Raw genomic sequence first — 25,450 nt, 5'->3', positions numbered from 1 at the left:
ATATTGATGGAGAATGCATGGATCATACCGCTTTTCCCGCTTTTATCGTTTTTATTCCTTATCTTTTTTGGCAAACGACTGAAAGAAGCAAGTGCATACATAGGAATCCTGCTCTCGCTTGCATCGTTCGTCTACTCCTTATTGGTGCTGTTCGAAAGATTTTCGTCACCTACACATAAGGCAGAGTCGGTTTGGCTGACGATAGGGGATGTTCAGTTAACAGCGGGTTTTGAAGTCAATCAATTAAATGCGTTAATGCTTGTAATCGTATCGCTAGTGAGTTTCCTTGTACATACGTATTCAAAGGGATATATGCACGGTGATGAACGATTCCATGTATACTACGCTTACTTAGGCTTATTTACATTTGCAATGCTTGGTTTAGTGCTTTCGCCAAACCTTCTGCAAACGTATATTTTCTGGGAGCTTGTGGGTTTAGGCTCATTCCTGCTAATTGGTTTCTACTTTTATAAGGAAGAAGCGAAGAAGGCAGCCAAAAAGGCGTTTATTATGACACGTATTGGGGACGTAGGTCTTCTAATCGGAATGATTCTATTATTCTGGCAGGTAGGAAGCTTCGAATATGATGAAATTTTTGCAGCGGTTGAAGCTGGAGCGGTTTCTTCAACGATGCTTACATTAACTGCCATTCTAATATTTATTGGTGCAATAGGGAAGTCCGGTCAATTCCCGCTTCATACGTGGCTGCCGGATGCGATGGAAGGTCCAACGCCGGTTTCTGCTTTAATCCACGCCGCAACAATGGTTGCAGCAGGGGTTTATTTAGTGGCATCCCTGTTCCCGCTTTTTTCAGCAAGCGAGGCTGCGCTGATGACGGTTGCGATTATTGGGGCATTCACTGCGATCTTTGCGGCAAGCATTGGTCTTGTTCAGAAGGATATTAAGAGAGTGCTTGCGTATTCAACGGTCAGCCAGCTAGGCTACATGATGCTTGCACTGGGCTCTGCTGGCTATGTTGCGGGTGTATTCCACCTGATGACACATGCTTTCTTTAAAGCCTTGTTATTCCTTGCAGCAGGCAGCGTTATCCACGCAGTCCATACGCAGGATATTGAGAAAATGGGCGGTTTATGGAAAAAGCTTCGTGTAACAGGTCCATTATTTTTGATAGGAACATTAGCGATTAGCGGTGTCCCTTTATTTTCAGGATTTTTTAGTAAGGATGAAATCTTAATTGCAGCATGGGCACATGGCAATACAGTTTTATTCTGGCTAGCAGTTATTGCTGCGTTCTTTACGGCATTCTATATGTTCCGTCTTTTCTTTATGGTATTTGCTGGCGAATCTCGCAGTGATACGAAGCATGTAAAAGAATCACCAAGTGTAATGACTGTCCCGATGATCGTTCTTGCCATTCTTGCTGTTGTAGCGGGGTATGTCAATACGCCTTGGTTTGGGACATTTCTAGGTGATTGGCTAACAGATGGCAATCCAGCACTTGGGCATGGGCATATTGAAGGTCCTGCATGGATCATGATTGTTGCAACGGTTGTCTCTTTATTAGGTATTTTCCTAGCTTGGCTCATTTACAGCAAGCGGTCGCTTTCTCGTGATTGGCTTGGTGCTTCGTCACTATATACTCTTTTATACAATAAGTATTATATTGATGAATTTTACGAGTTAACGATTTTAAAAATAACAAAAGGACTCAGCTTGATTCTGCGTTTCATTGAAACATTCATCGTTGAGGGGATCGTCAAGGGTGTTGCAGGAGCGGTTTCAGGACTTGGCCACGCAGGCTCGAAGTTCCAAAGTGGACAGATCCAAAGATACGGTGCTGTCGCATTTCTCGGCCTAGCCATTCTAGTCGTTGTATTTGCAGTAACAGGGGGGTATTTGAAATGAACTTTGCTTATTTATCCATCTTAGTTTTCTCCCCTTTACTCGGTGTGATCGCCTTATTATTTGTTCCAAAAGCAAAGGAATCTGCCATTAAAACAGTAGGGTTCCTGGCAACTCTTCCAGCGCTTGTATTGTCCTTGATCGCGTTTTTTCAATACCGATCAGGGAGTTCGCTTGAGCGTTTGGATGAAGTGGTCAATTGGATTCAATTCGGTGATCCCAACCTACTAAGAGGTTTGTATTCTATTAAATATGAATTAGGTGTCGATGGCTTCTCGCTGATTATGCTTGTGTTAACTGCCATCCTTTCGACACTTGCAGCCATTGCTTCTATGTATATTAAAAAAGAATGGAAAGGCTACTTTATGCTATTCCTTCTTCTCGAGGTAGGCATGCTTGGGGTATTTGCTGCTGAAAATTTAATTCTGTTCTTTATCTTTTTCGAAATTACGCTTATTCCGACTTTCTTCCTTATTGGGAAGTGGGGCTATTTTGAAAAGGAAAAAGCAGCATTTAGCTTCTTAATTTATAATGGGTTAGGTTCTGCTGTATTGCTGATTGTCATCATGGTGCTCTTTGCACGTACAGGGACATCTAATATTGATGCGTTAACGTATATCCTTGCTTCAGATACAGATCATCTTGTGATGTCAGCTGGTGTAAAAATGGGCTTGCTGATCGCCATGCTGATTGCATTTGGGGTGAAGCTGCCAATCTTCCCGCTGCATAGCTGGATGGTGCGCGTTCACGTTCAAGCCTCTCCATCTGTCGTTATGCTTCACGCAGGGATTCTTTTAAAAATTGGTGCATACGGAATTATCCGGTTCGGCATGGGCATTTTCCCTGAACAATTCCAAGATCTTGCGGTATTAATTGCTGTTCTAGGAGTAGTAAATCTGCTTTACGGAGCATTCCTTGCACTTGTGCAAACAGATTTCAAGATGGTACTTGCTTACTCATCTATTTCCCATATGGGAATTGTCTTAATCGGTTTGGGCGCTTTAAATGAAGCAGGGATTCAAGGGGCGATTTTCCAAGTGGTTTCACATGGTTTAATTGCTGCGCTGCTGTTCTTCCTTGTCGGTGTATTTTATGAGCGTCTGCAAACATCCAATATTCCTAACCTTGGCGGCTTGGCAAAGGGAATGCCGATTACGGCTGGCTTCCTGCTTGCTGGAGCGATGGCTTCGTTAGGAATGCCGGGAATGTCAGGCTTTGTAAGTGAATTTATGGCATTCCTTGGATTATTTAAGGAAATGCCAGTATTAGCTGCAGTAGGTGCGCTTGGTATCATTCTAACCGCTGTCTATCTGCTGCGTGCGGTTCTCGGGATTACTTATGGCAAGGCTCATCGAGAGTTTGCCGGAATTACAGATCTCAGGAAAGCGGAATGGGTTCCTGCGCTCGTTCTAATAGGGATTATTGTCTTAATTGGCGTATATCCAAGTGTATTAACTGAACCGCTCACATCTGCACTTGAAACTATCATGCTTGGGATTGGAGGGTGATGAAGGATGGATCTCGAAACATTACTATCATTTAAATGGAGCATCATGACACCTGAGTTCATCATCCTCGGTGTAATCACGTTACTTTCATTGCTAGATTTATTTATGGCAAAGAGTGTGAATCGAAAGCTGCTGGGCTGGCTTGGCTTAGCGGGAATTCTCGGAGCCCTTGTTTCATTGCTTAGCCTGATGGGCAATGGCCCGGAAACAATTCTCTATGAAACATTCCGCCTGGATTCCTTTGCAATCGCGTTCAAGCTGCTATTGTTAATCGGGGCTGCGCTTGTCTTCTTGATTGCGATCAGCTATGAGCCAAAGGAAGGGCTGAATGAATATAGAGGAGAATTCTATTATTTATTCTTAGCGGCCTTGCTTGGTGCGATGATGATGTCCTCTAGCGGCGACTTAATCACCTTGTTTGTCGGGCTTGAGCTTCTATCGATTTCTTCCTATATCCTTGCAGGTATTAGAAAGAAACAAAGTGGATCGAATGAGTCTGCGATGAAATATGTCGTGAATGGCGGAATTTCTACATCGATTACAATTTTTGGAATGAGCTATGTGTATGGCTTAACAGGAACGACTAATTTGCTTGATATGGCTCGCCATGTGGTCACATTAGCTGATTCGCAGCATATTTACCTTCTAGGGCTTGCTTTCTTTATGATTTTCGTTGGTCTTTCCTTTAAAGTGGCAACTGCACCCTTCCATATGTGGGCACCGGATGTTTACCAGGGAGCACCAACACCTGTTACGGCATTCTTGAGTGTTGTTTCAAAAACAGCAGGATTTATCCTAATTGTTCGGATTTTAATGGTGATCTTCTACAATATTCCGACTGAAGGACCGGGTTCGATGCCGCTTCTTATCAAGGTTCAGGATTATATCGCCTTCCTTGCAGCAGCAACGATGATCATTGGGAACGTAGTCGCGTTAAGACAGAAGAATATTAAACGTCTGTTTGCTTATTCAAGTATTGCACAAGCCGGCTACTTGCTTGTTGTCGTCGCTTCGATGTCTGCATTCTTGTTTGATACGCTGTGGTTTTACTTAGGTGCATACTTGTTTATGAACTTGGGTGCATTTGCGATCATTCAATTAGTGACACAGAAAACAGGCTCTGAGGATATTGCAGAATTTGCCGGTTTATATCGAAAAGCGCCAATTCTTGCGATTGCGATGGCTGTGTTTATCCTATCATTAGCAGGGATTCCGGGAACGGCTGGCTTTATCGGAAAACTGAATATTTTCATGGGTGCCCTTGTCGTTGAACCAGCACATTATGTGCTTGTATCGATTATGATTGCAACAACGGTCGTCTCATATTTCTACTACTTCGGCGTCATGGTTCAGATGTTCTTTAGACCGGCAGCCAATGAAGAAGTGAAATTCAAGCTTCCAGCAGGCTTGGGCGTTGTTATCGGTATCTGTGTGTTCGCAACGATTCTTTTTGGAGTTGCACCAAACGTTGCGCTCGATTTCTTACAAGGGAACTTCCATCAGTTCAGCGATTTTTTTCAATAATATAAATTAGCGAATAAAGGATTATATAAGGGGTATGACATATAAGAAGAGGGTGATAATCGTATAGATTTCACCCTCTTCTCGCTTTAGTGAAAGCAATAAGAAGGCACTTGAGGAGGAGACAATGAGAAAACTTTTAGGCATAGTAATCCCTTTTCTGCTTTTATTCGGCTGCAGCAGTACGAGTACAGGAAATGCAGACAAGGAAAAAGAAGACGCGTCTGTGGTTAGTGAAGAAGGTGAAGGTAAGACAGAAGACGGTACGGCAAAAGATAAAGAAGAGGTTCTGGATGAAAACAAAACGGTTGTAAGTACAAAAGAACAATATTTAGAAAAATTAAGTGAAATCGAAAAAAGCTTAGCTGATTTAGAGGATAAAATTCAGGATGGCACACAGACGGAAATGAATAAAGCGCAGGCAGAAATTTTTGTGCGATGGGACAAGGCGCTGAATGAGATATATCAAACTCTGGAGAAGCAGCTTTCTACTGCTGAAATGGAAGATTTGAGAGAAGAACAGCGTCAATGGATCAAGCAAAGAGATGAAACGGCGAAAGAAGAGTCATTGGAATTTGAAGGCGGTACATTAGAGTCATTTCAATATACGAGTACACAGGCCCGAATGACGAAGGAAAGATGTTATGTTCTAGTGAAAGACTATATGAAATAATAAAAAATAAATGCAAATATGCAAGAGATTTGGACATATTCCGATCTCTTTTTTATGTCTATTCATTGTTGAAGAAGATTCTTGTATTATTTTCCTTTCATTTGAGAGATTTGTCGATAGATCAAGCATAAAAAACATCGGAATCATGTAACGATACAGGTACGAAATTCGCCTAATACATGGGACAGAATTTAATGCTGAACGGGAAAAATATGCTAATATGGAAGTTGGGTGCAGCAATGGGTTTTATTCACCTAGTAGCTGAAAAAGACCCTTTGAGGTGTGCCGATTCGTTATATTTAAATAAACGTGTATACCAAAGATGACTTGGTGCATAAACAATAGTATTTAATAAGGCCATTTGAAAGGAGCGTGTACCATGATTTCTGGATTTGGACAGCAAGCGTTAATTAGCATCATTTCCCATTTGGCGTTTATTGCACTTGCATGGTGGGCTTTGCAGGCACTGCGTATTGACCAAATTTTAAAGCCAAATCGCGTTTTTCAAGCAAGAGTATTATACATATTATTATCGATTGTCATTGGGTCAGCTGTAAGTAATTTCTTCCTTGATTATCTCCTATGGTCCCAACAGCTTCCGCTTATCTTGCAATTCGTTTATTAAGGAGAAATCAATCGAGAGATCGCTTTGCTTGAGGTTTTCCGCCTAACCCTATAAATATAGGTCTTCGTACATGTTTTCTTTTGGATCGTTATTAAGTACAATTCAATTTGTTATGCTTATTTTCATTATGAATAATTAAGAAGTAATACCAATTTATTCAATGATGAATATAATAACGAAACCAGTTTTTTAAACGGAATAATTAATGATGTTTGACTGGTATGTGATTAAAAATTTCCTTCCCAGAAAACCTGAATCGCTTTTGTCAAAAAGTGACGACTTTTCCCACGTATGCTCCTCTTCTCCTTGGCAACAATGGTAGTAAGGGGAGGGGTAACAATTGAAAAAGATTTTTGTAATAATTGTTCTAATTGGTTTTATGTTCATAAATCTTGGGAATAAAACGACAGTAGCTGATGGGGAGCTTGACTTGTTGAAAATAGCGTCCATTTTACAGGACGAGAATATTTTAATCAGTGAATGGTCTTTACATGCAAGAGAAAAAATGGAAATGCTCGATAAGGTGAAGGAAATTAAGGATTATACCGAAGGCTTAAAACAACAATTTTCTGATTGGGAATGGTCGGTTCAATCAAGCGAAGGTCATTTTGAAGCAGTTGCCATTTTGAAACGTAACAATGAAATGGAAACAATAAAAATCCTGTCTACCCCCATAAAAGACCAATATCAAACGTATGTGATTTATGAGATGAAGGGACAAGGTTGGGATCAGAAGACAGAAGAATCTGTATCAAAAAGAACGGACAACAGAATAACTGACATATTTCGAGGAAAAGCCACAACTTTCTCTTGTATCAAAGGCGAATTCAATGATAAAATAGATAAGACTTTGCCATTGGAAATAAAGCATTTATTATCTGCTTTTAAAGCAAAAGAAGTCGAGGCATTAAAGGAAGATGCCTTTATTTCTAGCTCTGCCTATTCGACAATGTTTTCAACATCTGTTGGAGCAGGCGAAAAGGAAATAAATCTACAACTAGGAATACGAAATCAAGGATTGGGCGGAAAGACTACCATTGTAGTTGGCACACCTATTATAACGATTGAATATTAATATAGAGAAAATGGACGCGGAGGGGAATACACTTTGGAAAAAATCATCGTCCGCGGCGGCAATAGGCTAAGCGGTACTGTCAAAGTAGAAGGAGCAAAGAATGCTGTCTTACCGGTTATCGCCGCAACACTATTAGCAAGTGATGGAAAAAGCGTAATTCGTGATGTACCGACTCTCTCCGATGTATATACGATCAATGAAGTATTACGCTACTTAAACGCTGAAGTGACGTTTAAAGATAACACCGTTACTGTAAATGCATCACGAGAGTTAAGTGTTGAAGCACCTTTTGAATATGTACGTAAAATGCGTGCTTCCGTATTGGTTATGGGTTCATTATTAGCACGTAATGGCCGTGCACGAGTAGCATTACCTGGCGGATGTGCCATTGGTTCTCGCCCAATTGATCAGCATTTAAAGGGATTTGAAGCAATGGGTGCGACTGTTAAGGTCGGCAATGGCTTTATTGAAGCTGAGGCTGCTGAAGGACGCCTGCACGGAGCGAAAATATATCTTGATTTCCCAAGCGTAGGAGCAACTGAAAACATTATGATGGCTGCTACCCTTGCAAAAGGAACGACGATTTTGGAAAACGTTGCAAAGGAACCGGAAATTGTTGATCTTGCAAATTTCCTTAATAAAATGGGTGCAAAAGTAAGAGGTGCTGGAACAGGCACCATTCGTATCGAGGGTGTCGATGTATTATTTGGCGCAGACCACAATATTATTCCTGACCGTATTGAAGCAGGAACCTTTATGGTTGCCGCTGCGATTACAGGAGGAGACGTTCTCGTACAAGGAGCAGTTCCAGAGCATTCCACTTCATTAATTGCAAAGATGGAAGAAATGGGCGTTATTTTTATCGAAGAAGCAGATGGGATCCGTGTTTTAGGACCGGAAAAATTAAAAGCGGTCGATATTAAAACAATGCCTCACCCGGGCTTTCCAACGGATATGCAATCGCAAATGATGGCATTATTGCTGCATGCAAACGGCACAAGTGTCATTACTGAGACTGTATTTGAAAACCGTTTCATGCATGTGGAAGAATTCCGCCGCATGAATGCTGATATTAAAATCGAAGGACGCTCAGTAATTATGAACGGTCCGTCTAATCTTCAAGGAGCTGAAGTAGCTGCAACGGACTTACGTGCAGCCGCTGCATTAATTCTAACAGGATTAGTTGCAGATGGAGTTACTCGTGTGACCGAATTAAAGCATTTAGACCGCGGGTATGTCAATTTCCATCAGAAGCTTGCCGCATTAGGTGCAGATATTGAGCGGATTAAAGAGCAAGAAGAAACAGCTGTAAAAGAGGAAGCGTTTATTGCCGATATGAATGCATAATTTTCTATAAGAACGTATTATTCACCTGTCAGACATCTGACCGGATGAGTAATACGTTTTTTAATTTAGTTAAAAACTTTAGAAGTTATATTGAGCATTTCCTGGAAATGATTATGCATCTTCTAAGATATATCGAGCAAAACGAATATATTAAGGCATCTTTTAAGAAATATCTAGCATAATAGCAGGTATATCGAGCATTTCCCAAAAGTTATCGAGTATTTCTTAGAAATGATCAAGCATCTTCTAAGATAAATAGAGCAAATCGAACATATCGGGGCATCTTTTTAAAAATATCTAGCATTTTAGAAGGAATATCAAACATTTCTCAAAAGTTATCGAGTATTTCCCGAATTTTATCAAGCATCTTCCAAGATTTATCTAGCATTTCCAGTATCCTTTCTTCTTTCTGCTTCATTCCTTCAAAAATTTTGTCATAATCGCCTGTCCATTCCCATAAGAATGAATGGAGACGAAGACTCATCTGGAGTCTTAAGATTACATTCCTATGGAGGCTTAAATCATGAACACACCAAAATTCAAACTTTTCATCGTACTAGGCGCATTATTGTTTGTTATCACACTTATGATTCCATCCTTGGTCGTGCTTCCTTTCACAGAGGATCAGGTAACTGGAAAACTTGGGGAGCAGCTGAAAAAGGAGGAAAGTCCAGCGGAAACAAAGGTCACGTCTTCTGGTTCAGCAGTTGAGGTAGCCGTTTTCCAGATGCAGAAGAAGCAAACAGTAACACTTCCTCTTGAAGAATATATTGTTGGTGTCGTTGCATCTGAGATGCCGAGAGATTTTGAGAAAGAAGCATTAAAGGCACAGGCATTAGCTGCAAGAACGTATATTGTCAATCAAATGTTAAAAGAAGAAAAATCGGAGCTGCCGGGTGGAGCGCTGGTTACTGATACAATTCAGCACCAGGTGTATAAAGATGATGCTGAGCTCAGAAGGATTTTTAAAGATGATTATAATTGGGCGATAAAGAAAATTAGGGAAGCTGTAAGCGAAACGAGCGGAGAAATTATCACTTATAATGGTTCACCTATCGATGCGAGTTTCTTTTCTACTAGCAATGGCTATACAGAAAACCCAGAAGAAATATGGCTAATGCCGCTTCCGTATTTAAAAAGCGTAGAGAGTCCTTGGGATCTTAAGTCACCTAAATTCGTTGGGCAAAAGGTATTTACAGTTTCAGAATTTGAACAAAAGCTTGGCGTTAAGCTGCCAGATAACAGCACGATCGGCAATGTGACAGAAAGAACAGCCGGTAAGCGCGTAGGAGCGGTTGAAATCAACGGGAAAACGATAAAAGGGAAGGATATAAGGGATACGCTTGGATTAAAGTCTACAGACTTTACTTGGGAGCGCAAAGGCAACAAAATTATCATTAACACAAAAGGAAACGGTCACGGCGTCGGAATGAGCCAATATGGAGCAAATGGCATGGCATCTGAGGGAAAAAGCTATAAAGATATCATTGCTCATTATTATCAAGGGGTAGAAGTAACCGCATCCGATAACATCCTCACAAAAGTATTAGCCAAAAAATAAAACTGTCCACGGGCGGTGCCTGGCACCGTCCGTGGACAAAATAGAGCTTTTTGTACGCTCTGTGTGTACATTAATAAAGAGAGTTATTGCTAGAAAGGCGATAATTCTCTTTTTTATTTATACCTTTTTCAGAAATCGCAGGAACGCTGAAATTCTAGGGAATCGTTTCTGGAAGGAAGCCCGATCAATAAAGTACCAGCAAATGGCTACACCGGTTACATCCTTGATAACATCAATCAATGTAGCTGAGCGGGAAGGCACGAAGGATTGATGTATCTCATCTGCGACCCCATACAAGCAGGCAATGGCAGCGCAAACGAGATTGATCTTTTTAGAAAAAGGAATGTTTGTTGTATGCATGGCAAAGACAAATAATAAATAAAGAATGGCAAACTCAATTAAATGCATCGATTCTTTAATAAATCTGTCCAGTGACAAATCAGGAAGCTCCACTACTGCATTAGCAGGAAAACTTGAGAGCGTCCAGATGACCCCCATATATAAGATTGGAAGAACCCTGAATATCCATTTCCCCATATAAAAAAACTCCTTTAAAAAATTTTTATTTTAAATGAATAATTTCTACACGCTTGTTAAAAAATAAATCTAAAAAAATTTTTTATCCAAGTGTATATATTTCTCCTATTCTGTTCAGAATGATTGCTGAGGTGATGATAATGAGAGAGGAAGAAAAGAAACGATCTTCTCAAAATTCCAGCTTTAAGCGCTTTTTCAAAAAGCGTTGGGCATTCCCAGCTATTTACATTGCAAGTGCAGCAATTATTCTAAGTGCGGTCCTTTGGTATCAGAACAGCAATAGCGCGAAAAATCAAGATAACTTTGATTATAATGCGACGGATGTTCCGGGAAAAAATATCAATGAACCAGCTGTTGAAGTAAACCGTCAAATGGAAAACTTCATCATGCCTGTGAAAGAGGCTGATTCGCCAGTCATTCAAAGACATTTCTATGATATGAATGGCAAGGCAGAAGAACAAGAAGCAGCTCTTGTATTCTACAATAACAGTTACCATCAAAATACTGGTGTAGATATTGGTATTGAGAGCGGCGAAACATTTGATGTTATTGCAGCACTAAGCGGTACCGTAACAAAAGTAACTGAAGATGCACTATTGGGAAATGTCATTGAAATTGAACATGACAAAGGAATTGTAACACAATATCAGTCTGTTACAGAGATGAATGTTGAGGTTGGCGATCAAGTTAAACAAGGACAAGTTCTTGCAAAAGCAGGAGAAAGCATGTTTGATGAAGAAGCAGGTGTCCATGTACACTTTGAAATTCGCAAAGACGGTGTTCCTGTAAATCCACATAATTACTTCCAAAAGCCATTAAGCTCTCTACTAGAGGAGACAACATCAGATAATGCAAAAGCAACTGATGAAGAAAAGGCAGAAGAGGACAAGGCTTCAGATGAGGAATCAGCTGAAGATGACAAGTCATTTGAGGAAGATCAATCATCAGAAGAAAATGCTGGTGATGAAGAAAAGGATGCAGGCGAAAAAGACAAAACAGAAGATGATACAAAACAAGATAAAAAAGAATCTGCTGACGCATAAGAAAAACCCGCCATTGGCGGGCTTTTTTTAATCTTACAGTTTAAATTGGTTGACGATCATTCTAAGCTCATCAGCCATTTGACTAAGGACAGTCGTAGAGGATGAAATTTCCTCCATCGTTGCATTTTGTTCTTCTGCAGCCGCAGCAACGTTTTGGGATCGTTCAGAAGCTTCACTTGATAAATGGGCTACCTCCTCCATCGTTTGCTGCATGTTTTGTGTGCTTGCATTAACTTGCTCAATGACAGCTGAAATCTCTTCCGTTTGAGCGGAGACTTCGCTTACCATACGGGCAATTTCCTGGAAGCTGGATTGAGTAGTTTTTGCCATTTCTATGCCATTTTCCACATTTTGAAGGGATTCCACCATCGCTTGATTTGCTTCCAGAACTTCTTGACGAATGACTCCGATCAGATTGCTAATTTCACCTGCTGCTCCATTAGATTGCTCTGCTAGCTTGCGAACCTCATCAGCGACTACAGCAAATCCTTTTCCGTGTTCTCCAGCACGTGCTGCCTCAATCGCTGCATTAAGTGCTAGCAAGTTTGTTTGATTTGTAATATCCGTAATTAAAGTGACAATCCGCTCAATTTCCTTTGATTTATGCTCAAGAGAGCTGACGATTTGCGCAGTTGATTTAGAAGATTGCTGAATATCAACCATTTTATCCATCGTGTTATCCATAATGGAAGTTCCTTCAACCGTTGCTTCTGTTGTTTCCACTGCTAGATTAGAAACAGTAGCCACCGATTGCGATGCTTGATTCATTCCTTTGCCGATTTCATGAATCACTTTGCTGCTAGTGCTGGTGCTTTCCAATTGAACAGACGAGCCTTCTGATATTTCCATAATTGCTTCAGTTACCTGCTGAAGGGAGTTGGAAGTTTCTTCTGCACTTGCAGCCAATTCCTCTGAGGTAGAAGCAACTAATACAACATTCGAATCAATACTTTGAACAATTTTTATTAATCTGCCCAGCATCTCGTTAAAGCTATTTGCCATGACGCCAATTTCATCACGATTCTTTATTTTTAGCTCACCAACGGTCAGATCGCCTTTGGCCATTTGGGTAAATTTCTCAGCTAATTTTACAATGGGTCTTTGGATGAGACGCAAGATGAAAATGACCATGGCAATAACAAATAGAATAGAAATAAATACTAAAACTATCATGAAAATGGTGTTATTTTTATATAATTGAATCCCTTGATCTTCAATATCTGAAGCTTGTTTTTCATGCATAGAGATTAATTTATCTATATCTTTATCCATTGCGTCATACAAAACCTGTGCATCATAAAATTGCAATACGGCATTTTCTGTTTGATTCATGCTTTTTAGTTTTTGTGCTTCGTCTGTTGCTTGTAAGAATGTTTCCCATTTTTTTCGAAGGTCTTGACCAACTGCCTTGGATTCTGCGCTTTTCAAACTTTGTTTCTCATAATCATCGAACATTTGATCAATGTTTACTTTAAGCTCATCCATTCCCTTTAAAAATTGCTCGATATATTTTGGATCGGAGGACAATAAATATTTTTGAGCGGTTGATAAATAACGCTCTGTTGTAAAATTTATTTCTCCAATTTGTCTGATCCCTGGAATTACCTCTGTATTAATGACTTTTTGATTTTGATTTAATTTTGATGATGTAACAAAGGACGACGAACAAATAATTCCAATTAATACTAAAAATGCACCAAAGATGATAACGATTTTTTTGCGGATAGACCATTTCATTCCTGCACTCTCCTTCAGATGATGAATGTAATTGATGTTGATTGTTTATTTCGAAATCTTTTAAAGAATATAAAACCATCATTTGAATGTTTTAAAGCCCTAAAGTAAATGCTTATACTCTGATTCAAGGTTTCGACAAAAATTGCTATATTTTTCTTGAAACTAATCATAATATGAAATAATTAAATTGGGAAGGCGTTTTTTATAGGAAAAGTCAATAAAATAGGTCTGACTTCTATCGACAGATTTCTTGGGAAATATTCATTATTCGATAGATCCTTTCGGAGCCATAAAAAGATCCTTATGTTTAGCTATTGCTTAAATTTTCAAAAAATTAACCAGATACCTTGTCCCTATTATGTTTTTCATGCATATATAAGCAACCAAGCTAATAGACTGTTACTAACCTTACAAAGAGAGTGTTTGAGGTGAGGAGTCGTTTAAGAAATAATAATGTATGTGCCCGGGACATGTTTATTCATAGCAAGTTCAGAAGGTATTACCTTTCTGCCGCATGGAAGAGAATAAATGAAAACGTGCGGAATGGTGTAGCGGTCAAAGTGAAAAGCGAGTCTCATTTCACACTTCTCACATCCAATTTAGGGAGGGCGAGTGGTGTGCACGATTACATCAAAGAGAGAACTATCAAGATTGGAAAGTATATCGTGGAGACGAAAAAAACGGTTCGCGTCATCGCGAAGGAGTTTGGCGTATCCAAAAGTACAGTCCATAAAGATCTAACAGAAAGACTTCCTGAAATTAATCCCGAATTAGCCGTCGAGGTTAAAGAAATACTAGATTATCATAAATCAATCCGCCACTTACGAGGGGGAGAAGCGACAAAAATGAAATACAAGAAGGAGGAGATGGAGGGAGAGCCCATCAAGTAAGTGGCATGTGTACAATCTTATAAAAAATAGCTGCAATAAGAGCAATTGGCAATGGCTAATTGCTTTTATTATTGGGGAGATTTATTCATATTTTCTCTTTGCCGACAAAAACATGCAAAAATCCCAACAATTTTTGACAAATCATTATTTAAATGACAGTGAGTGTGGTAAAATATAAAATTAGGATAGAACTTGGTTCGTAAAATCAAAAGAGCATCTATGAAGCAATAAATAACACATGCGAAGTTCGCTTAAAATAGCTTAAACATAAGAGATTGTGCTTGGCTGGTTTTCTTTAAAAAGCAGACGCCTTGCGTTTTTCTTATGAGCCGGGGCGGACGGGAATGGCCAAAAGTGCAAGGAGGAAAGAGTAGGAATGTTTGCGAGGGATATTGGTATTGACTTAGGGACGGCTAACGTGCTTATTCACGTAAAAGGCCGAGGCATTGTATTGAATGAACCATCTGTTGTGGCAATTGACAGAAACAATAATAAAGTACTAGCTGTTGGTGAAGAGGCACGCCGCATGGTCGGGCGTACACCAGGAAATATTGCAGCTATACGTCCATTAAAAGACGGGGTAATTGCAGATTTTGATGTGACAGAAGCAATGTTAAAGCATTTTATAAATAAATTAAATGTAAAAGGCTTTTTATCAAAGCCCCGCATATTAATTTGCTGTCCAACTAACATTACAAGTGTTGAGCAAAAGGCAATTAAAGAAGCAGCTGAAAAAAGCGGCGGCAAAAAAATCTATTTAGAAGAAGAACCGAAAGTAGCAGCAATCGGTGCCGGGATGGATATTTTCCAGCCTAGCGGAAATATGGTCGTTGATATCGGCGGCGGCACAACCGATGTTGCTGTATTATCAATGGGAGATATTGTTACCTCTTCATCCATTAAAATGGCTGGGGATACTTTTGATAGTGAAATTCTTCAATATATTAAGCGTGAGTACAAGCTTCTAATCGGGGAAAGAACGGCTGAAAATATTAAAATCAATATTGGAACGGTTTTCCCAGGCTCAAGAAATGAAGAAATGGAAATTCGCGGCCGTGACATGGTTTCAGGTCTTCCAAGAACGATTACTGTCCGTTCAGAAGAAATTGAACTTGCACTAAGAGAGTCGGTTGCTGTCATCGTCCAGGCGGCAAAAAGCGTCTTAGAACGCACACCGCCTGAACTTTCAGCAGATATTATTGACCGCGGCGTGATCTTAACAGGGGGCGGTGCATTGCTTCATGGCATTGATACACTGCTTGCTGAGGAATTAAAGGTTCCTGTTTTAATTGCTGAGAACCCAATGGACTGTGTAGCCATTGGAACCGGTATCATGCTTGATAACATTGATAAGCTTCCTAGAAGAAAGCTCGGATAATAGGGAAGTAGCCTGCCTTTTCTGGCAGGCTATTTTCGATGAAGGAAATAAAGCAATTCTGCATAAATTTCCTATTTCATACTTTTTCCTGTAAAAATATAATGTATATTTTGCTAATTTTTTTTATAATAGAAGTAATGTCAAAAAAGTTTAGCGAATAAGGCGATTCATATACATATTTTATCGATTATAATGAGGTGGACGTTATGTTCAGAGGATTTTATACAGTTGCGTCTGGGATGCTTGCACAGCAAAGAAGGACGGAAATGCTGACGAATAATATGTCAAATGCAAATACACCAGGCTTTAAAGAAGATCAATCATCATTAAGAGCATTCCCTGAAATGCTTTTGCAGCGAATGGATCAGCAAGGCGTTACGATCCCAACGCAAAAAGGGCTGAACCTTCCTTTTAATAAAAGAATTGGCTCTCTTAGCACAGGTGTCTATATGCAGGAGGCGATTCCCGCTTTTAAACAGGGAGATTTAAAGGAAACGGGGCTTGGGACAGATATGGCCCTTTTAGATGTCTCTATGCCTGAGAATGGCTCTGTATTTTTTACAGTCGCTGGTCCGAATGGGGAAACGAATTATACAAGAAATGGGAACTTCACTGTTGATGGACAAGGCTTCTTAACGACGGCAAGCGGCTTGCGAGTATTGAATGATGCGGGAAACCCTATTCAATTAATTAGTGATCAGTTTACAGTCAATGAAAATGGCGTGTTGACTGGTGAGGGCGGCGTAACAGCAAGACTGGGCATTGGATTTGCAGCAGATGCAAACCGTCTTATTAAGCTCGGAGACGGGTTGTATCAAACGGAGGATGGAAATGCGTTAGCAAATGCTTATAACGCGCCTGACGCTCAATTTAAGCTTCAGCAGGGATACATCGAGCGCTCCAATGTAGATGTGAGCAGAACGATGACAGATATGATGACGGCTTACCGTGCCTTTGAAGCAAATCAAAAGGTATTGCAGGCCTATGATAAAAGCATGGAGAAAGCCGCAAATGAAGTCGGCAGAATCTGATGAATCGGATTAAGGGGAAGGGGGAAGAGCATTGAATAGAACAATGATTACAGCAACGAATACGCTCTCTCAATTGCAGAAGCAAATGGATATTGTCAGCCACAACATGGCAAACATTGATACAGCAGGCTATAAGCGCAGAGAGGCAAGCTTTACCGATCTTTTATTTCAGCAATTTAATAATCAGCATGATGTGAGAGCAGAAGGAAACCGCTTAACGCCAAATGGAATTAGACAGGGTGTTGGGGCTAAGCTAGCTCAATCAAAAATTGTTATGGCGCAAGGAAGCATCAAAAGTACAGATCGTGCGCTTGATACAGCATTTACAAAGGAAGGCCAATATTTCCGCGTGCTGGAGCAAAGTGAAAACGGGACAGCGATTCGCTATACACGTGACGGCGCTTTCTACTTATCGCCGCTTTCAGATACAGAAACGATGCTTGTGACAGGGAATGGATATCCCGTATTGGATGAAAATAATAATCCGATTACGATAAACGGACGGGTAAATGAATATGAAATAACAACAAATGGACGTTTGATTGCGAAAATGGAAAATGGCGGGACGAGTGAATTCAACCTGGGTGTTGTTCAATTGAAGAAACCGCAATTTCTTGAGCAAAAAGGGGGCAATCTTCTTGGTTTGCCGGAAAATATGGCAGAATTAAATGTGCCTGTGAATGAAATCTTGACTGAACTAAACGGTCCCATGCGAAATGAAATCTCCATTCAGCAGCGTGCACTGGAGCAGTCAAATGTAGATATGTCTAAAGAAATGACAGATCTCATTAATCTTCAGCGCGCATATCAATTCCAATCTAGATCTGTTTCCATTGCCGATCAAATGATGGGATTAGTGACCGGAATTCGTTAAGGTGAAAAACTTCCGCCAGCAGGCCCCCGATCGTTGGGGCCTGCTAATGGTTAGTTGAACCAATCGGGCATTTACGGACTGTTTGCTCCCGTTTATATTTTTAAAGTAGGGGCTTACTGCCTGTTAATCTGCGATAAAAGGGGAAAAATAAATGTCGATAAACAACAATAATCAAGAAGCAGCGAAATCGCGTGAGCAGTATAAAAAAGAGAATAGCCCTAAACCGGCGAAAGTGCGCAGACGCCGCATTCGAGTGCGCGTCCTACCGATCTGGCTGCGGATTATCATTGTTGCCGTTTTAATTTTCCTAAGTCTCATTGCTGGTGCGGCCGTCGGATACGGCGTTGTCGGGGACGGCAATGCAAAGGATATTTTTAAAAAATCAACGTGGACGCATATTGTTGATTTAATTGAAAAAGAATAACATAAAACGAAATGAGGGGCATGTGCCTCTCTTTTTTTATTGGTGTACGTATACCGAGTTGTGAGTAAATCCCCGTATAGTAATCATGTTAAAATAGTTGGCTGGACTACTTGAACGAGCCTTTATGTACGGAGTGATAACAAGCAAAGAGAAAGCAGGCCAGCCAACATTTATGTATTTAGCTATTCAAATCCTGCCTCTATTCTATACATGTACTGTTTTTTTTAGTAAAATGAAAATAAGATCTATTACTAGTAGGAGGTACTAATATGCTGGATATTACGCAAATTAAAGAAATTATCCCCCATCGCTACCCATTTTTGCTCGTTGATAAAATCCTTGAAGTAGAGGAAGGCAAGAAAGCGATTGGGATCAAAAATGTGACAGCTAATGAGGAATTTTTTAACGGTCATTTTCCTGAGTATCCTGTAATGCCAGGGGTGCTTATTGTTGAAGCATTGGCACAGGTTGGCGCCGTTGCAATGCTTATGAAAGAGGAGAACCGCGGCCGTATCGGTTTTTTAGGCGGGGTTGATAAATGCCGATTTAAAAGACAGGTCGTGCCTGGTGATCAGCTGCGCTTAGAAGTTGAAATTATCCGTGTAAAGGGACCGATTGGCAAAGGGAAAGCGGTTGCTACTGTTGACGGAGAGCTCGTTTGCGAAGCTGAAATTACATTTGCATTGAAATAATTATTGAACATACGCAAAAACCAAAATATACCATAAAATAAAGCTGGTCCTAAAGGGGCTGGCTTTATTTTTTATGCAAGTTGCTGCGTATTTTGGGAACATTAACAGGAGACCACTATAAAAGAGGTCACCAAAAACATTTAGGAAAGGAGTTTTTCTCATGAATAAAAAGTTGTTAAGCATTATTGGGGGGTCCTTGCTTACAGCCATGCTGCTAACTGGGTGCGCAAACAACAACCAAGAGCCGCCGCCAGAGGATAACAATATCAATGAGCCTGGCACCAATGACAACAATGGTGTAAATAATGGGAACGGTACAGATACAGATTTAAATAATAACAATGGCTTGGACAATGATAATAATGGCTTAAACAATGATAATAATGACATTAATACAGATAATGATGGCGACATCATGCGGGACAATAATGATCCTGGCGAAGACGTAATTGAAGATAATTTAGATCGAAAAGATAAAGATAACAAAGACCGATAATCATTAAAAAAGGGACAGGGAATCCTGTCCTTTTTATAGCTATTTCTCTTTAATAGCGGTCAATTTTGGCTTGCTGTGCATCGTCTGATTGAATTTATTTAAAAGCTCTTCCCCAGAAAGGCCTTGAGCAATTAATTTCTTCAGAACAATTTCTGCATAATCATAATTTGTTTTCTTCAAATGTCCTTTAAGAAGAATACTTATATGATCCTCGATATGTTTGATCGTAACAATTTTTGTTTGAAAGGCTGCAGGGCTGTTTTCTTTTTTCGTAATAACGACTTGAACAATTAAATCCTCATCCTGTTTGGCGAGCCTCTGGAAATAGTCATCATACGAAATATTAATATAGGCCTCAATTAGCCAGGTGCTTTGATCATTTTCTTGACTAATGATTAACCCATCATCAAGCTCGATATCTACTAATTGGTCCTCCTCAACAATCTGCAGCGAGATCAGCTTAAATGTTTTCATCCTCTACCTCCTATTTTAGGATTATTTTAACGAACTCAATCTTATCCAAATTATAACATAGCCAAAGATAGAAACGGAAACAGCATCCATGTCGAAAAATATAGGCGAAAATAGTCGAAATAAAATTATTACAAACAAAAAATGTCAAAATCTAGGTATTTGTACCTAAAAAAAGCGTTTCTTTGTTTTTGCCCCGGTTAAAATTGTATTTTCGACTTTTTACGCGTCTTTGCCTTAGCGGTTATGATAGGGCTATACTTTTTGGAAAGGAGAATGGGTAGATGATTAATCAAGTAACGCTCGTTGGCAGGCTAACTAAGGATCCCGAGCTGAAAAGGACAGTAGAAGGCACCCCCGTTACGAATGTGACGCTTGCAGTTAATCGCCACTATCGAAATCAGCATGGAGAAATTGATGCCGACTTCGTTCAATGTACACTTTGGAGAAGAGTAGCAGAGAATACCGCCCGATACTGCCGCAAAGGCTCTCTTATTGGAATTACTGGGAGAATTCAGACAAGGCATTATGATAATCAAGCAGGGAAACGAGTCTATGTTACCGAGGTGTGGGCAGACAGTGTCAAATTTCTTGACCAAAAAAAGTCAGATGAAACGGTTGCATCGACTGGGAGGGAGGTGTAGCGCCTTTGGATAAGGAAATCGAATGCTTAGTGGAAGCCCTATTTAAAATGCTCGGCAAATCCAATGAAAGAGTCAATGATTTGAATAAACGCGTTATCCAGCTGGAAGAAATTGTTCGCGAATCGGTTTTGCAGGATTACAAATCTGAGCCTATGAAGGAGGTGGATGCTGCATTTACAAATTAAACCTCTCGAAAATGTCCACGTAAGTTCCCGCCCCTGTTATCTTCTATATAAAAATTCAATTCAACTCCTCGATTTTCCTCATTCTTCTCCGGCACAAATGTGCTGGATTCTTTTAATGGCTATTTTTGTCGAAAAATCGATATATTGCTGATTTCGTAGATATATTTACAATTTCAATGATATTAGAAATAAAAATGCCACTAAAACAATGTTTAGTGGCGTTAAGCTTTAGGATAAATATACAAGATCTCGCAGTTCATCCGTGGAAAGTTCGGTAATCCAGCTTTCACTTTGGATGATTTGGTCGTTCAAGGACTGCTTTTTCTCAAGCATGGCATCAATTTTTTCCTCGAGCGTGCCTGTGCAAATCATCTTATGCACATGTACGAAGCGCTTCTGCCCGATGCGGTAGGCCCGGTCTGTTGCTTGGTTTTCAACAGCAGGATTCCACCAGCGGTCATAGTGGATGACATGATTAGCGGCGGTTAAATTCAGTCCAGTTCCGCCTGCCTTTAATGATAAAAGAAAGATCGGAAATTGCTGGTCCTGAAACTGGGCAATCATGCGATCCCGCTCATTTTTCGGCACACTGCCATTCAGGAACGGGACATCTATCCCGAATTTTTTCTTCACCATGCTGCGGATAATATTGCCCATTTCAATATATTGCGTGAAAATGAGACAGCTTTCCCCTTGATCAAGGACAGAATCAAGCAGTTCACTCAGTTTCTCAAGCTTCGCTGAACGCGAAATCATATTTGCTGGCTTTTCTTCTTTTAAGTAGAGGGCCGGGTGATTGCAAAGCTGCTTCAGCCGGCTCAGCATTTGCAGAACAAGCCCCCTGCGCTCAAAGGCAGATAGCTGTTCGATTCGATCAAAGGTATCCTTCACAAGCTGCTCATATAAGGAGGCTTGCTCAGGTGTTAATGGACAATATTCCTTTTGCTCTAGCTTATCTGGCAAATTAAGTGCAACCTCTTCATCCTTTTTCGTCCGGCGAAGCAGGAAGGGCCGAATAAAGGCCTGAAGCTGCTGAACCTTCTCCGCGTCATCGTCTTTTTCAATCGGCAGAACGAAACGCTTCTGGAACTGGCCAAGGCTGCCAAGATAGCCATGGTTTGTAAAGTCGAAGATCGACCATAGCTCAGACAAGCGATTTTCCATCGGTGTACCGGTTAGGGCGATATGGTGCTTGCCTTTTAGCTTGCGAACGGCTCTTGATTGCTTCGTCTGGGCATTTTTGATGTTCTGCGCCTCATCGATGCTAATCGAGCTCCATTCGATGCGTTCGAAATCCTCTGCATCTAGATGGGTCAGCCCATAGGAAGTGAGGACGATATCAGCAGCCATTGCTTTTTCAGAAAAGGACTCTTCTTTAGGACGATTCGCGCCATAATGAAGATAGACTTTCAGATCAGGAGCAAAGCGTTCAACCTCTTTTTGCCAGTTGCCTAATACGGAGGTCGGGCAAATAATTAGCGCAGGGCCGCTGTCGTTTTCTGTTTCTTTTACCTTTAAAAGATAACTGATCAGCTGAATCGTTTTCCCAAGTCCCATATCATCTGCTAAACACGCGCCAAACCCATACCGGCGCAAAAAGAAGAGCCAGCTCATGCCAAGCTTCTGATAAGGACGAAGATCTCCTTGGAAATGAGCGGGTGCTTCCTCAAGCGGAATGTCCTTAATGTCGCGAAGCTGCCTCACCATTTGCTTCCATTGGCGATTCAGTTCGATTTGAATTTTCGCAAAGGCTTGCGGATTTTCAAGCTCATCGGTGTCAGCTTGTTCATCCTGTAGAAGCTCTTGTTCAATCAAATCACGTACATGCAGCCCTTCTTTTTCCGCCTTTTTCATTAAATCCTGAATTTGCCGCACAAATGTAGGATCCAGCTTAATCCAGCGCCCGCGAATATAGACGAGCCGACGCTTTTCCTCGACCATGCTGTTGAATTCGTCCTCTGACAGCTCCACGCCGTTCATGGAAATGCGCCAATCATAATCAAGCATAGCTTGGAGACCGACGAAGGAAGGACGATGGTTTGCCTGCCCTTTTACCCGTGCTTTCACTTTCATATTGGCATTTTTCATCGCCTGCCACCAAGATGGCAATAGGATTTCAACACCAAGGGAGAGCAGGGTTTCACTCGCCTCCGTTAAAAATGTCCACGCTTCCTCTTCAGTTAGCCTGCTTACAAGCTCCTTGCCACTGGCAAGCCAAGGAAACACGCTGATCCACCGCTGCAGCTCTTTTTCAATTGCCTGCTCATGTTTCTTCCAGCCGCGTGGGTAGTTGGCCTCATCCTTGCGATCAACAAGCAAATCAGGCTGTTTTTTTCCGCGCAGAAAAATACTGAGATCCCATTGGTCATATATTTCTGCAGGCTCTTCCAATTTAAGCCCAATCGTAAAAGGCACATCGCTTTCCTTAAGGCCAATCCATTCCTGCCAGCTTTCCTCATCAAAATATGCGGCAAGATCACGAGGGGAAAGCTGATCATTGCGAAGTGCCTTAAGTTTTTCGCCGAAAACAGCCTTTGTCTCGCTTTTTCGCTCCAGAAAGGCGTCTAATGAATGATGGTACCAATTTTGGATAAAGTCTTTAACAGGGGTTTCATCGATGATTTGCTCCCAGAAGGAGGACCCGAATTCATCCATCACCCGATCAGGCAATGCCCAGCGGAACTCATCATTTTCCCAAGAAGCGAAATCTGGCATCCATTCTTTTTCGGTAATCGCTTCATACATTGGCAGTGCCGAGGCTAAGCAAATTTGCGCCATCTCATCCCAGTCCCATTCAATCAATTGGTTGAACTGCTCACGTGCAAACAAGGTGACAAGCTGCCAGCCATTAATCGGAAGCTCTTTTCCATCAACAATGTCCTTCTCATCAAAAAGCGTTCCAAAGAAGCTTTCATCATGATGATGAAAGAGAAGTCGAATCCAGGCATCAGGCACAAGGAACCTACCCTCTTCATTTTGGGCAGAAAGATAATAAAGATCTGTGTTGATATTCCGTACGCGAATAGTTATCTGTCTAGTTTTAAGCATCAATTAGCTTACCCCTTTTACATTCTTCTTGAAAGGCGCGCAGTCGCTTCGTTTTTTCAAGCAGTGCCTCCAAGTAGTACGCCCAATCGTCCTGCCGCTTTAACTTCTTATACAAGGTGCGGAGCTTTTTCATCTTCCGGACTGCTTGGCGGTAATGATCTCTGCCTTTTTGTGCGATATGGTCTTGTACTGATTGATGATAAAGCGGCAACAGCAGAGCTGGATTTTGTTTTTCAAGTGCCTTAATCCGATCGCTTGCCAATCGATCAATATCAAGACCCATATAGGCCTGTAGATCCGCCCAGCGATCAAAAGCCTCATTGTCAAAAAGAAGATATTCATATTCATTATAGCTGTATGGCAGCATTTCAATTAAGGCTTTTTCATAAAGATCCTGCCGGTTTGCTTCGGTGCAATAGGGTTTGATTGTCTTGATGGCATATCTTGTATAACTTATTTTTTCATAATAGTCATCAGATATAGATAGATAGTCCATTAATTTTTTAATATATACCTCAATAAAAGGTGCGGCACGTTTCCAATCCTTTTGTCCATTAAGGAGATCAATCCAATAAGTGATAAATGGTGTCATCCATTTATCTGAACGAGTCAAGTATTCCAGTATAATTTCATCCTCTTTTAGAAGGAAATGAAGATGATGTAACCCGATAAGAAGGGAGCGGCTTTTTTCCTCAATAGCCGCTAAATTCTTCATTTCCTCCTCACACCATTCTTTTTTCTTGAAAAACTTCGTCCATAAAGTGCGATACAAATGGACCCGTTCAAATTCTAGCGGGAAATCAGCCGTAATGAGCTCGGAGGAATCAGCTTTCAGCTTCTCAATGAATTCATCAAACGCAAACGGCAAGGAATGAACGGAAAGAAAGTTTATCACCTCTCCAACCTCATCCACTATTTCGAAAAAAAGCTGTTTGTAATAACGATCAATCATTTCTGCGGAATGCCCGTATTTCACACTTATCCCCATGAGCTTTTTAAAAGAAAAAACGTGCCCTATGAGGGAATAGAGGAGCTTCCATTCTTGCTCATAAGGTGCATTTGCCTTCATTCTTCGTGTGTACACCTTGTAAAGCTCAGTGATCACGTATGGCTTTGGCTCGCCGTTCCCTTCCATAATCGTGTGAAAGCTTTCATCGAAGGCGGCGATCCACCTGTCGTAGTTGGGCTTTTGTCGTCCGGCCGTCTGCAATAAATCCTTCGCCTTCTGTATGCCCAGTTGTTTAGCTACTTTCTTTTCCATCAGCGGCTTTCGCCATTCATCGACCCAAGTGCTGACACTTCTTGCCTTAGAAAGAAGCTGGAAAAAGACAGCCAGCTGATGGCGGCACAATTCATCGGCAGGACAAGAACACGTACTTAACTGGATAAAATCAAGGTTTAACTGAACCTTCGCTGGCGTTACATCCTGCACCATCGCATTAATTTCATCTCCATCAAACCGAAGCTGATAAACAAGCCCCTGCCGAAACAGCATCAGCCCTTTCTGAACGAGGCGCTCATGCTCAGGATTCTCTGTACGCAAAGCCTCCATCCATTCATTCGCTGCAAACTGCAAAGGTTCATGGTAGCGCTCAGGTATTGCAGTCATAGATAAACCTCCTCACCGATTGCCATTAATGCCCCCCATTTTTGCAGAAATGCGAGCGACATCAGGCACAAAAGCATATTCCTTAATTATAACATTTATTAGGAGGGTTGGCACGGGGGTAAGAAGTAGGTAATCAATGGTGAAAAGTGAATCAGAGAGGAGTAATGAGTGTTGATGCCCGAGGAAGGCTGCGAAAGAGGAAAGTGGTAATCAGAGGA

23 protein-coding genes are annotated in these 25,450 nt (G+C 40.9%); 18 read left to right on the top strand and 5 right to left on the bottom strand.

What is annotated here, in order from left to right:
• Positions 1-3 precede the first annotated feature (3 nt).
• From nuoL to spoIID, 8 genes are all read left to right on the top strand, one after another.
• A complete protein-coding gene (gene nuoL, locus RUH74_RS20415) occupies positions 4-1,866 on the top strand; it encodes an NADH-quinone oxidoreductase subunit L (RefSeq protein ID WP_313803415.1) in 1,863 nt (620 codons plus the stop codon).
• Positions 1,863-3,371 (top strand): complex I subunit 4 family protein, encoded by a 1,509-nt coding sequence (locus RUH74_RS20410; RefSeq protein WP_313803413.1) that lies wholly within the window; start codon positions 1,863-1,865, stop codon positions 3,369-3,371. The genes nuoL and RUH74_RS20410 overlap by 4 nt, the downstream gene beginning before the upstream one ends.
• Before the next feature lie 6 nt (positions 3,372-3,377).
• Positions 3,378-4,895 (top strand): NADH-quinone oxidoreductase subunit NuoN, encoded by a 1,518-nt coding sequence (gene nuoN / locus RUH74_RS20405; RefSeq protein ID WP_313803411.1) that lies wholly within the window; start codon positions 3,378-3,380, stop codon positions 4,893-4,895.
• A gap of 124 nt (positions 4,896-5,019) precedes the next feature.
• A complete protein-coding gene (locus RUH74_RS20400; RefSeq protein ID WP_313803409.1) occupies positions 5,020-5,565 on the top strand; it encodes a lysozyme inhibitor LprI family protein in 546 nt (181 codons plus the stop codon).
• Positions 5,566-5,944: 379 nt separating this feature from the next.
• Positions 5,945-6,190 (top strand): DUF1146 family protein, encoded by a 246-nt coding sequence (locus RUH74_RS20395; protein ID WP_313803407.1) that lies wholly within the window; start codon positions 5,945-5,947, stop codon positions 6,188-6,190.
• 340 nt (positions 6,191-6,530) lie between these two features.
• Complete coding sequence (locus RUH74_RS20390) at positions 6,531-7,265, top strand: YwmB family TATA-box binding protein (protein WP_313803405.1); 735 nt, start codon at positions 6,531-6,533, stop codon at positions 7,263-7,265.
• A gap of 33 nt (positions 7,266-7,298) precedes the next feature.
• Positions 7,299-8,612, top strand: a complete 1,314-nt coding sequence (gene murA / locus RUH74_RS20385) for a UDP-N-acetylglucosamine 1-carboxyvinyltransferase (RefSeq protein ID WP_313803403.1) — start codon at positions 7,299-7,301, stop codon at positions 8,610-8,612.
• Positions 8,613-9,135: 523 nt separating this feature from the next.
• The gene (gene spoIID / locus RUH74_RS20380; protein WP_313803401.1) at positions 9,136-10,173 is read left to right on the top strand and encodes a stage II sporulation protein D; all 1,038 of its coding nucleotides are present in this window, start codon (positions 9,136-9,138) and stop codon (positions 10,171-10,173) included.
• Between the two features lie 117 nt (positions 10,174-10,290).
• On the opposite strand, the gene RUH74_RS20375 is transcribed toward spoIID, so the two are convergent.
• On the bottom strand, positions 10,291-10,710 hold the full coding sequence (locus RUH74_RS20375) for a VanZ family protein (protein ID WP_313803399.1): 420 nt from the start codon (positions 10,708-10,710) through the stop codon (positions 10,291-10,293).
• A 140-nt stretch (positions 10,711-10,850) separates the two neighbouring features.
• Between RUH74_RS20375 and spoIIQ the strand changes: the two genes are divergently transcribed.
• Positions 10,851-11,753, top strand: a complete 903-nt coding sequence (spoIIQ, locus tag RUH74_RS20370; protein ID WP_313803397.1) for a stage II sporulation protein SpoIIQ — start codon at positions 10,851-10,853, stop codon at positions 11,751-11,753.
• 33 nt (positions 11,754-11,786) lie between these two features.
• Here the strand turns inward: spoIIQ and RUH74_RS20365 are convergent, their stop codons facing one another.
• Complete coding sequence (locus RUH74_RS20365; RefSeq protein WP_313803395.1) at positions 11,787-13,490, bottom strand: methyl-accepting chemotaxis protein; 1,704 nt, start codon at positions 13,488-13,490, stop codon at positions 11,787-11,789.
• A 617-nt stretch (positions 13,491-14,107) separates the two neighbouring features.
• Here RUH74_RS20365 and spoIIID point away from each other — a divergent pair.
• From spoIIID to RUH74_RS20330, 7 genes are all read left to right on the top strand, one after another.
• A complete protein-coding gene (spoIIID, locus tag RUH74_RS20360) occupies positions 14,108-14,380 on the top strand; it encodes a sporulation transcriptional regulator SpoIIID (protein ID WP_313803393.1) in 273 nt (90 codons plus the stop codon).
• A 376-nt stretch (positions 14,381-14,756) separates the two neighbouring features.
• The gene (gene mreB / locus RUH74_RS20355) at positions 14,757-15,758 is read left to right on the top strand and encodes a rod shape-determining protein (protein ID WP_313803391.1); all 1,002 of its coding nucleotides are present in this window, start codon (positions 14,757-14,759) and stop codon (positions 15,756-15,758) included.
• 206 nt (positions 15,759-15,964) lie between these two features.
• The gene (locus RUH74_RS20350; RefSeq protein ID WP_313803389.1) at positions 15,965-16,789 is read left to right on the top strand and encodes a flagellar hook-basal body protein; all 825 of its coding nucleotides are present in this window, start codon (positions 15,965-15,967) and stop codon (positions 16,787-16,789) included.
• Positions 16,790-16,820: 31 nt separating this feature from the next.
• Positions 16,821-17,663: a flagellar hook-basal body protein gene (locus tag RUH74_RS20345; RefSeq protein WP_313803387.1), complete on the top strand. Its 843-nt coding sequence runs from the start codon at positions 16,821-16,823 to the stop codon at positions 17,661-17,663.
• A gap of 151 nt (positions 17,664-17,814) precedes the next feature.
• Entirely contained in the window at positions 17,815-18,087 is a 273-nt protein-coding gene (locus tag RUH74_RS20340; protein WP_313803385.1) for a DNA-directed RNA polymerase subunit beta, read from the top strand.
• Between the two features lie 269 nt (positions 18,088-18,356).
• Positions 18,357-18,779, top strand: a complete 423-nt coding sequence (fabZ, locus tag RUH74_RS20335) for a 3-hydroxyacyl-ACP dehydratase FabZ (protein WP_313803383.1) — start codon at positions 18,357-18,359, stop codon at positions 18,777-18,779.
• Positions 18,780-18,939: 160 nt separating this feature from the next.
• On the top strand, positions 18,940-19,275 hold the full coding sequence (locus RUH74_RS20330; RefSeq protein WP_313803381.1) for a hypothetical protein: 336 nt from the start codon (positions 18,940-18,942) through the stop codon (positions 19,273-19,275).
• 39 nt (positions 19,276-19,314) lie between these two features.
• Here the strand turns inward: RUH74_RS20330 and RUH74_RS20325 are convergent, their stop codons facing one another.
• A complete protein-coding gene (locus RUH74_RS20325; RefSeq protein ID WP_313803379.1) occupies positions 19,315-19,749 on the bottom strand; it encodes a YwpF family protein in 435 nt (144 codons plus the stop codon).
• Positions 19,750-20,030: 281 nt separating this feature from the next.
• Between RUH74_RS20325 and ssb the strand changes: the two genes are divergently transcribed.
• Together ssb and RUH74_RS20315 are read left to right on the top strand one after the other, a co-directional pair.
• Positions 20,031-20,390, top strand: coding sequence for a single-stranded DNA-binding protein (ssb, locus tag RUH74_RS20320; protein ID WP_313803377.1), 360 nt, complete (start codon positions 20,031-20,033; stop codon positions 20,388-20,390).
• A 5-nt stretch (positions 20,391-20,395) separates the two neighbouring features.
• Positions 20,396-20,575 carry a hypothetical protein gene (locus tag RUH74_RS20315; RefSeq protein ID WP_313803375.1) on the top strand — a complete coding sequence of 60 codons (180 nt, stop codon included), beginning with the start codon at positions 20,396-20,398 and terminating at the stop codon, positions 20,573-20,575.
• Positions 20,576-20,803: 228 nt separating this feature from the next.
• On the opposite strand, the gene RUH74_RS20310 is transcribed toward RUH74_RS20315, so the two are convergent.
• Positions 20,804-23,623 carry a DEAD/DEAH box helicase gene (locus RUH74_RS20310; RefSeq protein WP_313803430.1) on the bottom strand — a complete coding sequence of 940 codons (2,820 nt, stop codon included), beginning with the start codon at positions 23,621-23,623 and terminating at the stop codon, positions 20,804-20,806.
• Complete coding sequence (locus tag RUH74_RS20305) at positions 23,616-25,232, bottom strand: SWIM zinc finger family protein (RefSeq protein WP_313803373.1); 1,617 nt, start codon at positions 25,230-25,232, stop codon at positions 23,616-23,618. The genes RUH74_RS20310 and RUH74_RS20305 overlap by 8 nt, the downstream gene beginning before the upstream one ends.
• Positions 25,233-25,450 lie beyond the last annotated feature (218 nt).

It is taken from the genome of Cytobacillus sp. (genome assembly GCF_032154635.1).
In the GTDB taxonomy this organism is placed as follows: Bacteria; Bacillota; Bacilli; order Bacillales; family Cytobacillaceae; genus Cytobacillus.
The sequence above is the reverse complement of the archived record's forward strand: the minus strand, read 5'-3'. Positions and strand labels throughout refer to the sequence as shown.